Source organism: Pseudomonas sp. M20, from assembly GCF_045037865.1.
Classification (GTDB): domain Bacteria; phylum Pseudomonadota; class Gammaproteobacteria; order Pseudomonadales; family Pseudomonadaceae; genus Aquipseudomonas.
Genome location: NZ_CP173611.1, coordinates 3,981,082 through 3,993,976, shown reverse-complemented (window position 1 = coordinate 3,993,976; position 12,895 = coordinate 3,981,082). Strand labels below are relative to the sequence as shown.

Genomic DNA, 12,895 nt, shown 5'->3' with positions numbered 1-12,895 from the left:
GCCTGTGAAAGCTGACTTTTTATACCGAGCCCAGGGAGGGAGAATGCTATGATCCTGCGCGGCACTGACAGGGATATAACTGCAATTTCCTACCTCACTTGTGTATGTCCGGAATGATCATTCGGGGCGTGACATTGATTGCAGTTAAAAATGGATGATAAGCATGTGATGCACAGAAGAGAAAGATCGGAGAATCTGAAGAACAACATCAAATACCTGATAAAGAGTCGCGGGGAGACGCAACTGTCCTTGTGCAACTCCAGTGGTTTGACCCGAACGACCATCTACAACATCCTTGAAGGCAAGGTGGTCAATGTCCAGCAGTCCACTGTGCGCAAGATTTCTGATTTCTTCGGGGTGTCTTACGAAGAAATAGAGACGATTGATTTTGAAGAGAAGGAAATCATCGAAAGCAGTATTTCGCCACAGGGGAACATGAATCCGGCGGCGGTGCCTGTCATCAAGGAAAGTATGCTGCTGCAAAGTCTGGATAAAAGAATTGGCGAGTTGGCCACTATTTATCCCCTGACTTACTATTTTGGCGCGTCCTTTAACCTGATTGGCGTACTTCTGGAAAATGAAATCAGTGGCATGAATGAACCCGGCGATCTATTGATCGTGCAGAAAGGAGCATCGACCAGCGACAGGGAAAAGCTGGTGTATGACAAAATCACAACGAAGTTATCTATAAGCCATGAAGGCAGCTTTGATACGGATCGTGTATGCGTGATAGGAGATGTAATCGAGGAACGATTTAATGGATTGCAGTGTTGACGTTGAAAACAGCAAGTACAAGTTGCTGGGGTTCGAAAATGGTAAAAGCCTGGCCGTCATCATGGTCATCGCGACAGGCAAAATAATTAAAATAAAGCTAAGTGAAGTGTTGAATAGTGAGATTATGGATAATCTGAATAAGATCGAAGTGAAAAACCTCTACAAGAAGTTTTACTCCCAGGGCGGAGCACTCACCGCTTACGAAATAAATGACCGCCATGAGAGTTCCTGGATGATCTATATCATCCTGAACCTGATGCTGTTCACGCTTTACATTTTCACCAGTATTGCTGCGACAAAACCGATCTACCTCGAGTATTTCGATATTGTCGTAACGCCGGGCACCTTCCTCTACCCGCTGACATTCCTGATCGTCGACTTGCTTAACGAAACGTTTGGCCTGAGGCTCGCGCGAAAAGCGATCCTGTTCGCGTTCATCAGCAACGCCGCGATTATCATTCTGCTGGCCATCACTACCCATCTTCCGGGTCTGCCGGGTTGGAAACTCGATGGCGCTTATAATGATGTTATCAGTCAGTTATCAGCAGTTCTGGTAGCGTCTTCTATATCGTTTCTGGTTTCCGAGAACATAAACTCGTACCTGTTGTGCAAGATTAAAGAGCTGACAAATTCCAGGTTTCTGTTTTTGCGAGTGTTTTTAAGCACATTGTTTGCTGTGATCATCGACAGTTTTCTGTTCTGCTATATCGCGTTTTACGGAACGATGGAAAATAGCGCGATACTGGGCATGATCTACGTTCAGATCGCAATCAAGGTAGGTTTTGCTTTCTTTAATATCTTGCCGGCCTACGGTGCAAGATCATTGTTCAAGAAGTACCTGACGGGTGCGCAAACGCAATAAAGAGAGGAGGGCGCTCACTCGGCATGCTTGAGTGAGCGCTTGTTGTTGCAGTATTACTTTAAGCCTAGTTTCTCTTTCAAGCGTTGAGTCACCTGTACTTTATTGTTCAGGAACTCATTCAAGCCTTTTGCGCGAAGATTGCAGGCATCGCAATCGGAGCATCCAGTGCCTTTGATGCCGTTGTAGCAAGTCAGTGTTTCTTCGCGAACCAGATCCAGTTGATGGTGGTAATCAGCCAAGGCCCAGGTTTCTGCCTTATTCAGCCACATCAATGGCGTATCCAGTTGCAGCTTGTAATCCATGCCTAATTCAAGGGCTTTATTCAGCGCCTTGACGAATTCATCCCGGCAATCGGGATAGCCCGAGAAGTCGGTTTCACAGACACCGGTAATGACCGTTTTGGCCTGGACTTGATAGGCATAGATAGAGGCAAGGGTCAGAAACAGAATGTTCCGTCCCGGAACGAAGGTGCTTGGCAGACTCTCGCCGGAGCTGTTAACGGTCGGGACCGGAATGTTATCGCGTGTCAGGCTGCTGATGGCCAGCTCATTGAGCAAGGACACATCCAGCGTTTTATGCACGGTCACGCCGAGCTTTTTCGACAGCTGCTGCGCCACTTCAATTTCCGCGTGATGACGCTGACCATAGTCGAACGTGATGCAGTGGACTTCATCGTAGTGGGTCAGGGCGTGGATCAAGCACGTGGTGGAGTCCTGCCCGCCGCTGAATACGATAACTGCTTTGTTGGTCATGGTTATGCTTCCTGCATTGAGGTCTTGAGGGCAAAGGTGGAGATGATACTCGAAATAGGGATGGAGTTCGGTGCAGAGTCCAGAGGCGCGCGTGAGTCCGCGAGCGGCCTGATCCACTTTAGAGCCTTTTTTTTGCTGCCCTCTCTCGGGCAGTAGGTGGTTGTTAGACGAAAGCTATACTTTATTAATTCTCAAGGACGTGATTCGTCCGCAAAGAGTTTCATAATGAAAAGTAATCACGAGCAGACGGGCTGCTCGCTGGTCAAATGATATGATTGGAAATCAAGTCTATAAAAATCAGTCTGCAATCTCGAGGATTTTTATCTGTCGACCAATTATGTAAAGCTCTCCATCCTCGCGTATCTGGGCAAGTGAAGTAGGGTCGGCATCCATGTCGTAATTTCCATCAATTTCCACGCACCAGACGTCGTCAAATTTCAAGATCCTAACCCCAGAGCATATCGAGTTAAACTGATTGCCTTTAACTTTATCTTAATTTTTTCAAGGGTGGACTATATTCAAGAAATTCAATAAGCCAGGCCAGACTGCGTGGAGATTAACCACGCCATCTATAATCAACTCAATCAGCTTATGAAAATCAGTTGAAATCATATGTAGGCCAAGGCTTTTTGTAAGCTAGTGTATTGTGAGTTGAGATGGATTATCAATCATGATCCACTCCGCGGACTCCCCTGCAATACTGTAAAATTCGTCAAAAAAGCAATTTAAGTCGCTGGAAAAAACGTCAAATGCGCCATGCCCATACTCGCCTGAAGTTTTTGCGATCGCGACATATTGGCAGGAGTTTTTGAAAAGCTTATATGTCTCTTGGCTTATGGAGAAATCATTGCTCTGCAAGAAAACAGTTAAGGCGGGAGGCGTAGGTTTTTCCACGCTTCGATGCCTTGATAGTATTTCATATTTTTTGATGTCCACTTCGTATCGTCTATACGCGTTCACTGCGCGCTCGAACTCCCCATCTTTATCTCTAAATATAAAAAATGGCATGTAATGAAGTTCTTTGCTTGAGGGGGGCTGAAGTTTTCCGTCGATATCGATGTAGTAACAATTGCTGATTAGAGATTTAAGCGCAGCAGCGCCTTCCTTAGATTTATCGAACCCGATGGAGCCTTTTTGACCAACAGAGGCTAGCACTGCGAAATCGTCATTAATTTCCGCAGGGAGATTCCTAATGCGACCGCTAGATGATTTTTTGAAATCATCGAATTTTGCCCGATAACAAATAACAGAGGCTGGATACTCGGCTTTCATTTTTTCAAGGACTTGACAAATTTCTGATTGATCGCAATGACGTCAACATGTCTTTTGTGCGAAAAGTTTCCGAGCATGTCTTGTAGATGCATGTGCTCTAACTCGTTGGTCTCCATTTCGTACGCAGCATTGATCAAAAATAACCCTAAGCGTTTTATAGTTGCAGGATCTGCGAGAATTGAAATTTCATCCAGTTTGATGCTTTTGCGTTTTCCAGTAGAAGATCCATAAATAGTGAGTTTTTTTAGGTTTTTCATGATTTAATTGTGGGGCTCGACAGTTTTATATTATTCGAACGGTTCGTTAATTTCGTTTTGAAGATCGTGTATTTTGCTTGCTAATATCTTTTTGCTCAATGTTATGATGTCCAGATAATGGATGATGCTCATCTTTTCAGTAAAAATATTGTTTCTTTCCCAAGGCTTCAAAACTATATAGCTATCACCTGCTACACTAAAAAATGCACCCGTGTCGCCATCGAATGCTTCAATTCCGAGAGGCAAGCAGGAGTGTCTAATATCATTGTTGATAAGTGACGAAAGTGTTTCCTCCAGTTTGTCTGGCTCGCAATCAATTGAGCTATATTCTTCAAGTCGAAAAATTAGATCTTCGAGAACTCCAATCAGATTTTTCCCTAAGATGATTTGTTCGAAGTCGCCAATGGTTATCGACTCAAAAATAAAGCAGCAGCGTGTGAATATGTACCGTTTATCTTCCGATAAAAATACATCAACCTTAACATGTGGGTCAGTCATTTCACTCTCCTGCAATAGCAGTCTTTTTTCATTGCGCTGAATCGTTTGTCGACTTCTGGTGGTACTGGGATACCTCGATTCTGAGAGGTGTCTCCATTCCTCAACCCCAAGCGCTGGCCGGCCTGGAGTCTCCATTGGTTTATCGCATGTGCATTTCGAGCTAAAGCTTTTCAATCAAACGATTAAACGCACGTGAGCAGCCTCGTTGCTTTGCATCTCTGATCATCGAATCGTGAGTGGACGGTTCAAACGTTTCGCGAACCGCTTTCTTTGCTATTTCATTGAACTGCACATTATCAAAATCACACTCTACCGTTGAAACCATATAAGAATTGCGCTTGGACCACTGGTCAAACCTTATGACGATTTTTTCGTCGAAAATCAGTGCCCCATCACTTTTGTCCTCGAAGAAAAAGAACACCACGTGATTCGTATCGACATGCCCCATTGATGTAGCAAATGGCTGTTTTCTCAAAAGCGATGTCAGCCTTACCCCACCTGCAATACCAAGTCCTCCCCCCAAACTCCCACGCGCAAAAAAATACTGCTTGAACACTACCGTTATTTTTCTACGAAAATAAGGAACGTCGTATGCTTTCTCGAAAGAATGAAAACCATTTGAATCGCCGATCATTTCAAAATCGGCGCTAATGAAATCCGACTCGGAAAGGCTGTCCAACCCCAAAAATACTTGGCTGAAGATTACCCGACCCCTCTATGAACAACTCAACAAGCTGATGAAAATCAGTAGAAACCATATGTGGGTCAGGACTTTTTGTAATCTAATATAGTGTTAGTTTAGACGGATTATCAACCCTGAGGCACTTTACTTGGTTCAAGATGAACGGCTCGCGGATCAAGAACAGATGTTAGGGTGCCGATCTTGTTAGGGGTAGACGGTGTATGTTGGTTTTTTGACCATATGATCCCCCCCCTATATGCTCCGCAAGATCTAATTCAAGGCCACACAATCAAGGCTTTCTTTCTTTGTAATTACACTCCGCCACTCTTGCAACGTTCTCGCTTTCATCATTGAGCAGCTTTTCAAGAATTTCGATAGGTGTTTTTCTATTTGCAGCTATTGCACCTCTCACCACGGAGCAGGGATCCAAGGAAAGTCGCTCGAACAATGTAAGTGATAATTTTCGCTTGGATGCAACGAAACGTCGGACACTGGCATCGAACGCACATAGCTCTTCAAGAATTTCCAGTGGTACTGTTTTATTGTGAGCCACCCATCTTCTATGCTCAGGAAATCTTTCAATTACTTCGCGCCACACTGAAAGAGGAGCCTCTTCCATTGCTGCTCGATCATAATCGACTTTTATTTCACTATCGCGCAGCGCGACAAATTCTTCAGCAGACGTAATCATTTAGCATCCTTACACTTCAAAGACTTAAAGTTTATATTCTTCCCTGTCTCACTCTTATGTTTGCTCATGTAGTCACCGTAGGTGTCAGCGTCAGCAATCCATTCTCCTTTTTGGTCGTAGACCTTCCACGCACTCTCACCATGACCCGTTTTGTCCTCTGACCACCATGTATCGGTTTTAGTGTCGTGATGGTACTTCGCGTAACCAACGCCAGCCACGTTCCCTTCACAAACTCGATCATACCGATTAACTTCCCATTTTTTCCTGCACGGGCATTTGGAGTTTTGATTTGGTTTATCAGACTTAGGTTTTCGCCCCGCACCATTTGGCGACTTCGTCAATCCAAGTGGATCGAGCCAGCTAAGCGGATTGGGCGCGTAGGCATACAGATTCAAACCGCCCACGTAGCTAACTGGATCCTTACTGATAAACCGCCCAACTCCCGGATCATAGTACCGATGCCGGTTGTAATGCAGCCCCGTCTCATGATCGTGATACTGCCCCTGGAACCGTATCGGGTTCATCACGCCATGCTGCCGCGCCCACTCCGAGCGCTGCTCCGTCACCTGTCCCCACGCCTTGTATTGCGCGGTCCAGGCAAGGTTGCCTTGCGAGTCCGTCAATTCCTGCGGTGTGCCGAGGTGATCACACTGATACCAGGCCAACGCATCAAACGGTAAAGCCGTTGCCTTGTGATTCCACACCGGGTCTTCATCGAGGCTGTATTCACCGCTGTAATCCGGCAGCCCAATCAGATCGATTGGCGCGTGCCGTACAGCCTGTGCCACAGGGACAAAAGTGCCCGGTTCGAAGACGTAGTGCACCGTGCGACCCGGTTCACCATCGCTTTGCGCTGGGCTGCTTTCCCAGGCGAGGTTGTCGCCATCCCAGCCGTACAAGGTGAAGCCGCAGCCGAGTTCGCGTTGTTTGCGCGCGTGCTCGTTTCTGTTCCAGAGGGAACCTGCTTCAGGACGTTGTTTGTAATGCGCGCGGGATTTTTTGTGCAGGCGGCGTCCCAGTGCGTCGTAGGCGAAATCCACGCTTAGGCGCGGGTCTTCGAAATGCACAAGTCGATCAAACAAATCCCACTGTAGATCGCTGCGTTGGCCGTTGTGCCAGCGCTGGATCTGGTTGCCGCGTTCGTCGTAGTCGTAGTGGGTGCCGGCGTATTCGCGCAGCAGGTTGTCGACCAGTTTGCTGCGTGGTGGGGTCAGGTCCAGTGGGCGGCGAATCTCTGTCGCCTTGTCGTCGAGCAGGTTGCCGGCCGGGTCGAAAGCGAAGGTTTCCACGCCTTGACGTGTGGTGGCGCTGAGCAGTCGGCCGACCGGATCGTAGCGATAGGCGAGCGGCCCGCGGCGGCTGTCGTTGATGTCGGTCAGTTGGCCGGCGGCGTCGTAGCTGTACTCGCGTTTGAGCAGGGTGGATTTGTCGTCGCTGCGTCCCAGCAACTGTTCCTGCAAGCGGCCGGCCGGGTCCCAGCTTTGGGTTTGCAGCAGGTGGTTGCCTTGATGGCGGGCGACTTCGCGGTGCAGGTCGTCACGCTCGTAGCCGATCAGTTCGTGTTCATCGAGGCGCAGGCCCAGCAGGTGGCCGCTGCCGTAAGTCAGCCAACTGACGCGGTGGCCGTCGGGGCGCACGCTGGCGACTCGTTGGTTGAGTACGTCGTACTCGTGCTGCCAGATCGCGACGGTGGGTTTTTCCAGGCCGAGATAATGCTGGTGTTCGCGCAGCAGATTGCCGGCCGGGTCGTGAAACCATTGCAGACGGCTGTCGGCGTTGTCGGCCAGCACCAGGTTGCCGTTGCCATCGTAGGCAAAGGTTTCGCTTTGCGACTGGTCGCCCAGAGTGGCGCGACGCTCGGTCAAGCGGCCCATCGGGTCGAAGCTCAAAGAGATGACGCGTTGGCCATTGATCGATTGCGCGAGGCGGCCGGTGAGTGGGTCGTACTGATAGCGCGTGCTGCGGCCGTCGAAACCGCGTTCCTCGAGCAGACGACCGACCGGGTCGTAGTGGAAGTGCGCTCGTTGTTCGTTTTCGTTTTCCAAAGCCGTTAACCGTCCGAGACGGTCCCAGCGATAGCGCAGGGTTTGTTCGGCTGCGTCGACACGTTCAGCGATCAAACCGGCGGCGCTGTAGCTCCACGTGGTGCAACGATCAAGTCCATCAACGTGCGCCAACAACCGACCTTCGGCGTCGCGCTCGAAGCGCTCTTCGGTCTTGTCCGGGTGCTTGATCCGCACTAGCTGGCCGGCCTTGTACTCGTACTCGGTGGCGTTTCCGGCGGCGTCGGTGAAGCAGATCATCTGCCCGAGTTCGTTGTAGTCCCAGGCGCTGGTTTTGCCCGAGCAATCGACGTACTCGACCAGTTGCCCGGCGTCGTTGTAGTCCAACGTTTTTTCGTTGCCGTTGGCGTCCTTGATCGCGGTGGGCTGGCCGGATTTGTTGTAGGCGTATTCGGTTTTGTTGCCGAGCGGATCGAGCGCTTCGACCAGATTGCCTTGGTCGTCATAGGCGCGTTGCCACTGACCGCCCTCGGCATCGCTGATCTTGATCAGCAGGTCCTGATCGTCGTAGGCGTAATGCATCACCGTGTGATCGGCGCGGATGTGTTCGAGCAGGTTGCTGCGTTCATCGTAGCTGTAGCGATCGGTGCTGCCGTCGGCATTGACGCGGCGCACGATGTTCTTCGCCTCGTCGCGGAAGAACCATTCCGAACGTTCATCGGCGTAACGGATGCGGTAGGTGTAGCCAAGGATGTCGTAGTAGTGCCAGGTCTCGTTGCCGAGCGCGTCGGTGACGTAGGTCAGACGAATGTTTTCGTCCCATTCCAGACGCGTGTCGAAACTGCCGTCGTCGGCCCATTCGCGCACGGCTTTGGCCTTGGCGCTTGAACCGTCCCACTGCAGGTTCATGCCGCGGCCGGTGCGGTCGGTGTAGCGGGTGATCAGGTGATGCTCGAACTGATACGACCAGACTGCACCGTTCTCGTCTTGTGCCTGAATCAGGTCGCCATAGGCATCGTACTGATAGGCACAGAGCTGGCGCAGTGGAGCGCCGTCAACGATCTGCCAGAGACCGATAAACCGGCCGTGCTCGTCGATCATCGTGCCGAGGTGCAAATGGACTTTGGTGAAGTCGTTTTCCTGATAGGTGATCAGGTCGGAGAGCAGCGAGTGTTCGCCGTGACGGTGCTCGTAATGCAGCATGATCCCGGCGCCGTTGCGCAGCGAAATGTTGCTCAGCACATAGCGCTGGCCACGGCGGACGTAGGTTTCCTTGCGCTCGAAACCACGGCACAGCAGCAGTTGATCTTCGCTGTTGCGGACCAGGGTGATGTCTTCGATGGCGTCGTAGTGGAACAGGCCGACCTTTGGCAGTGGATAGCTGTGGTCGCGGCCGTCAGCGCCGTAGAACGTCAGGCCATCGTCCACGCAGTCAAAACGTGTGGTGAATTCACTGATCCAGCGAGCGCCGAGGTCGCTCTGATCGTAGGCGTCGAGGCGCGAGTTATAGGTGCGCGTCCATTCGATCGGGAAGGGGCCGGGCAGGCTGAAATCGGTATGGCTGAGGCTTTCCGAACCCAGGGCAAAGTTGATGCTGAATTCAGTGGCGCATTTACAGGGACCTTTCTCCGGATTGGGCGCGCTTTTCGCTGGGGCTTGCTTGTTGTTAACACCCAATTCGCCCTCCGCAGCCGTGTGGGTGGCCTTGCCGGTCTTCTCGGTATGGACCGCGGCGTTCTGCCCATGGGCATTGCGCTTGCGCCACAGGGTCACTGCGCTGGAGAGGATCTGCAGCAGCCAGCCGATGGAATTCTGCACGTTTTTATCGTCGAGCTTGCTCAACTGCGTGCGCAGCTCCGGGCCGATCGCGCGCAGTTTGCCGGTCTCGGTGGTGATCTGTGTCTGGAGCTTGGTCGACACCAGATTCTGCGCGACGCTGTTGGCCAAGCCCTTGCCTGCCGCTTTCAAGGCGCTGTTGGCGGCCGCTAAAAAGTTGTCGGCCGTCGCGAGGGGGTCGTTGAGCAGTTGGCCGCGGCCGACGCTGGCTCTCGCGCTGGCTTCCTCCAGATCACCCTTGGCATCCAGCCGGCCAAGGGCCGTTGTTTCGATACCGGTGGCAATCTCGTTGATGATTTGTTCGCCGAGCTTGCCAGCGTCCGCCAAAATGCCCGGCAACTTGCCTTTGGCTTGCTCAACAAAGTCATCGAGGGTGCCGATGATCGAGGCGTTCAGGTGACCGACCAGCACCTCGATCACGGAGGTGCTGAGCAACAACTTGCTGCTGGCTCTCATCTCCTGACGCACCAGAAACAGCGTCGGCCGCAGGGTCATGCGCGCTGCGGCCATCGACGGTGGCAACGGCAAGACGCCGATCAGATTGATGCCGAGGCTGGCCCACGTGAGCAAGTCGCGTTGCTTGGCGTCCGACAGGGTGACGATGTCACTCAGCGCATCGACCAGCGCCATGATGTTGCCGACCACCGGCAAGAAACCGGCGTAGTTCTTGATCCGATCAAGCGTAACCACACCATCGGTGGCGGATTGCAGCCAGGCATCGAAAGCCGCCGCACTGCTGGCGACGTCCTGAACGTCGATGGCATTGAGTGGAACGATGGCGGCTTGGGGCTCACGTTTTGCGACAGCAGTTTCAGTGGTCATCACGGCATCTCACCCGGCGACAAGGTCCGGGCTTTGCGGGCAAAAATTGAAGACCTCAATGAGCGGGCGAGAAAAAGCCGCCTCTCAGAGGTACGCATCAAAGTGAAAAAACGGGATTAGCTGACGACAGCGCCTTTCGGGCCACTGGCGATCAGTGCGGCGCCGCAGGCGGTTTTCATGCCGTCCAGTGCGATGGGTATGCCATCGACGGTGTAGGTGCTGCTGCCCTCGGCAATCGGGAAAACCCCTTTGCACAACGGGCAGCTGACCTTGTGCCCGACCCCGGCAATCGGCTTGCCGTTGAGGTCGGTGCGGGAGAAGGCTTCGAGGACTTTGCCACCGTGAGTGGTGGAGTCGCCCAAGCGAATTGCGTCTTTCATTGCGTCATTCCTTTGACCGAGGGTGGCTGGCTCGGCGAGCAACCCTGTCTTTCCTGCCTGCGTTCAGCACGCGTTAGTGCCGATTTGATATCAAAATCCGTGCCAGCCACTATATGGCCATTACGCGGCAAGGGTTTGCGCCGTGTGTCTGCGGGATAAATCGATTTTTGCTGTGGGAAACCGCGTCAAAGTGCGCAAGAAGTTGCGCAGTGCTGTGCAACTTCTTGCGCACTCGGCTACAGGGCCCGTGTGACGTTGGCTGCAGGCGATTGGCGGGCGCTTTTTCGAAGGCAGGTGCGCAAGAAGTTGCGCACTTGGGCGGCTGATCGATTTCTGACAAATCGATGGCGATTGCTTTGGCTTCATCGCGAACAGGGGAAGGCCGGCAGTGGATCTTCAGCAGGTTCGAGGTCTGTTTCGCGGTATCCTGCGCGTTCTGATTACGGACGCTTTTCCATGCTGGTGATTTCCAACAACGTGCATCTGCCGGATGCCGAGATCGAACTGACCGCCATCCGCGCGCAAGGCGCCGGTGGGCAGAACGTCAACAAGGTCTCCAGCGCCATGCACTTGCGCTTCGACATACCGGCCTCGTCGTTGCCCGAGTTCTATAAGGAGCGGTTGCTGGCGCTGCGTGACAGTCGCATCACCAGCGACGGCGTGTTGATCATCAAGGCCCAGCAATACCGCACGCAGGAAGCCAACCGCGCCGATGCGCTGGAGCGTCTGGTCGAGCTGATTCTCAGCGCCACCAAAGTCGAAAAGAAACGCCGTCCGACCAAGCCGACCCTCGGCTCAAAGAAGCGCCGACTCGAATCGAAAACCAAGCGCGGCAGTATCAAGGCCGGGCGCGGCAAGGTGGATTTCTAGTCTTCGCGATACTTGGCGGTGTGCTTGTACAGATACACGCTCAGTGCCAATCCGCTTAGCGAGGCGAGGGCGGCGAAGAGGAAAATCGAGGCAAAACCGAATCCCGCCGCAATCGCCCCGGCCAATGGCCCGGTGATCCCCAGCGACAAGTCGATGAACAGCGAGTAAGCACCGACGGCTGCGCCGCGACTGGAGGCCGGCACCAGATTCACCGCTTCCACACCCAGCGCCGGGAACACCAGCGAGAAACCAAACCCGCTCAACGCCGCACCGGCCAGCGCCCAATGTGCGTCCGGCGCCAGCCACAACAGCAGCAGACCAAGGGTTTCCACCGACAGACAGGCAATCGCCACGCGAAAGCCGCCGAGGCGGTTGATCAGGTTGCCGAACAGCAGGCGCGCACCAATGAAGCTGGCACCGAACAAACTCAGGCACAGCACGGCGTTGTCCCAATGCTGGGTCGCGTAATACAGGGTGATGAAGGTGGCGATGGTGCCGAAGCCGATCGAGCCCAGCGCCAGACCGCAGCCATGGGGAAACACCTTACCGAGCACATGCATGAACGGCAGGCGTTCGCCGGCGACAATCGGTGCCGGGGTTTTTGGCCAGGCGAGCAACAGGCCCAGCGCGGCGAGCAGGATGATGCTGACGCCCATGCTCCACAGACCCAATTGGCCGACCAGCCAAACGCCGAACGGGGCGCCGACCGCCAGTGCGCCGTAACTGGCGATGCCGTTCCAGGAAATCACCTTGGCGGTGTTTGCTGCGCCAACCCGGCCTATGCCCCAGCCAATCGAGCCGGAACCCACGAGGCTTTCAGCGCTGCCCAGCACCAGACGACCGATCAACAGACTGATCAGACTGAGCATCGGCAGGTTCGGTGTCCACGCCGAAATCAGCATGAACACACCGCTCAGGCCACACCCGGCGAGGCCAATCATCACCGCGCGTTTGCTGCCCTGGTTGTCGATGATCTTGCCGGCGTACGGACGGCTGAGCAGGGTGGCGAGGTATTGCACGCTGATCACCAGACCGGCGATCACCGCGCCAAAGCCTAGATCACTGTGCACATAGCCCGGCAACACCGCGAGCGGAATGCCGATGTTCAGGTAACCGATAAAGGTGAAGAGGACGATGGAGACGACTTGCAGCGTGACCGCCAGGGGGCGCTGGGGTTCTGGCATAGAGGATGACAT

12 protein-coding genes are annotated in these 12,895 nt (G+C 53.1%); 3 read left to right on the top strand and 9 right to left on the bottom strand.

All coding sequences use genetic code 11. The features are described from left to right. The first annotated feature begins 168 nt into the window (after positions 1-168). Positions 169-774, top strand: a complete 606-nt coding sequence (locus tag ACI514_RS17690; RefSeq protein WP_160060061.1) for a helix-turn-helix transcriptional regulator — start codon at positions 169-171, stop codon at positions 772-774. Then, positions 758-1,636, top strand: a complete 879-nt coding sequence (locus ACI514_RS17685) for a queuosine precursor transporter (RefSeq protein WP_016987923.1) — start codon at positions 758-760, stop codon at positions 1,634-1,636. Before ACI514_RS17690 ends, ACI514_RS17685 begins: the two co-directional genes overlap by 17 nt. A 53-nt stretch (positions 1,637-1,689) precedes the next feature. Here the strand turns inward: ACI514_RS17685 and queC are convergent, their stop codons facing one another. The 8 genes from queC to ACI514_RS17645 form a co-directional block, all read right to left on the bottom strand. Then, on the bottom strand, positions 1,690-2,388 hold the full coding sequence (gene queC / locus ACI514_RS17680; RefSeq protein WP_007919656.1) for a 7-cyano-7-deazaguanine synthase QueC: 699 nt from the start codon (positions 2,386-2,388) through the stop codon (positions 1,690-1,692). Positions 2,389-3,024: 636 nt separating this feature from the next. Continuing rightward, positions 3,025-3,660 (bottom strand): hypothetical protein, encoded by a 636-nt coding sequence (locus ACI514_RS17675; RefSeq protein ID WP_405122111.1) that lies wholly within the window; start codon positions 3,658-3,660, stop codon positions 3,025-3,027. Then, a complete protein-coding gene (locus tag ACI514_RS17670) occupies positions 3,657-3,917 on the bottom strand; it encodes a hypothetical protein (RefSeq protein WP_405122110.1) in 261 nt (86 codons plus the stop codon). Before ACI514_RS17670 ends, ACI514_RS17675 begins: the two co-directional genes overlap by 4 nt. Positions 3,918-3,947: 30 nt before the next feature. Then, complete coding sequence (locus ACI514_RS17665; protein ID WP_405122109.1) at positions 3,948-4,415, bottom strand: hypothetical protein; 468 nt, start codon at positions 4,413-4,415, stop codon at positions 3,948-3,950. 160 nt (positions 4,416-4,575) lie between these two features. Beyond that, entirely contained in the window at positions 4,576-5,094 is a 519-nt protein-coding gene (locus ACI514_RS17660) for a hypothetical protein (RefSeq protein ID WP_160056729.1), read from the bottom strand. Between the two features lie 292 nt (positions 5,095-5,386). Then, positions 5,387-5,788: a hypothetical protein gene (locus ACI514_RS17655; RefSeq protein ID WP_160056731.1), complete on the bottom strand. Its 402-nt coding sequence runs from the start codon at positions 5,786-5,788 to the stop codon at positions 5,387-5,389. Further along, entirely contained in the window at positions 5,785-10,449 is a 4,665-nt protein-coding gene (locus tag ACI514_RS17650) for an RHS repeat-associated core domain-containing protein (protein WP_405122108.1), read from the bottom strand. The genes ACI514_RS17655 and ACI514_RS17650 overlap by 4 nt, the downstream gene beginning before the upstream one ends. A gap of 116 nt (positions 10,450-10,565) precedes the next feature. Continuing rightward, positions 10,566-10,829 (bottom strand): PAAR domain-containing protein, encoded by a 264-nt coding sequence (locus ACI514_RS17645; RefSeq protein WP_405122107.1) that lies wholly within the window; start codon positions 10,827-10,829, stop codon positions 10,566-10,568. Between the two features lie 456 nt (positions 10,830-11,285). Between ACI514_RS17645 and arfB the strand changes: the two genes are divergently transcribed. Continuing rightward, positions 11,286-11,699 (top strand): alternative ribosome rescue aminoacyl-tRNA hydrolase ArfB, encoded by a 414-nt coding sequence (arfB, locus tag ACI514_RS17640; protein WP_007920134.1) that lies wholly within the window; start codon positions 11,286-11,288, stop codon positions 11,697-11,699. On the opposite strand, the gene ACI514_RS17635 is transcribed toward arfB, so the two are convergent. Further along, positions 11,696-12,883, bottom strand: a complete 1,188-nt coding sequence (locus ACI514_RS17635; RefSeq protein ID WP_174244495.1) for an MFS transporter — start codon at positions 12,881-12,883, stop codon at positions 11,696-11,698. The genes arfB and ACI514_RS17635 overlap by 4 nt on opposite strands. Positions 12,884-12,895: the final 12 nt, after the last annotated feature.

Bases quoted from the DNA above. Each gene is read 5' to 3' on its own strand.
- ACI514_RS17635 (WP_174244495.1), bottom strand. From the start codon at position 12,883: ATGCCAGAACCCCAGCGCCCCCTGGCGGTCACGCTGCAAGTCGTCTCC.
- ACI514_RS17690 (WP_160060061.1), top strand. From the start codon at position 169: ATGCACAGAAGAGAAAGATCGGAGAATCTGAAGAACAACATCAAATAC.
- ACI514_RS17685 (WP_016987923.1), top strand. From the start codon at position 758: ATGGATTGCAGTGTTGACGTTGAAAACAGCAAGTACAAGTTGCTGGGG.
- ACI514_RS17645 (WP_405122107.1), bottom strand. From the start codon at position 10,829: ATGAAAGACGCAATTCGCTTGGGCGACTCCACCACTCACGGTGGCAAA.
- ACI514_RS17665 (WP_405122109.1), bottom strand. From the start codon at position 4,415: ATGACTGACCCACATGTTAAGGTTGATGTATTTTTATCGGAAGATAAA.
- queC (WP_007919656.1), bottom strand. From the start codon at position 2,388: ATGACCAACAAAGCAGTTATCGTATTCAGCGGCGGGCAGGACTCCACC.
- ACI514_RS17675 (WP_405122111.1), bottom strand. From the start codon at position 3,660: ATGAAAGCCGAGTATCCAGCCTCTGTTATTTGTTATCGGGCAAAATTC.
- ACI514_RS17650 (WP_405122108.1), bottom strand. From the start codon at position 10,449: ATGACCACTGAAACTGCTGTCGCAAAACGTGAGCCCCAAGCCGCCATC.
- ACI514_RS17655 (WP_160056731.1), bottom strand. From the start codon at position 5,788: ATGATTACGTCTGCTGAAGAATTTGTCGCGCTGCGCGATAGTGAAATA.
- arfB (WP_007920134.1), top strand. From the start codon at position 11,286: ATGCTGGTGATTTCCAACAACGTGCATCTGCCGGATGCCGAGATCGAA.
- ACI514_RS17670 (WP_405122110.1), bottom strand. From the start codon at position 3,917: ATGAAAAACCTAAAAAAACTCACTATTTATGGATCTTCTACTGGAAAA.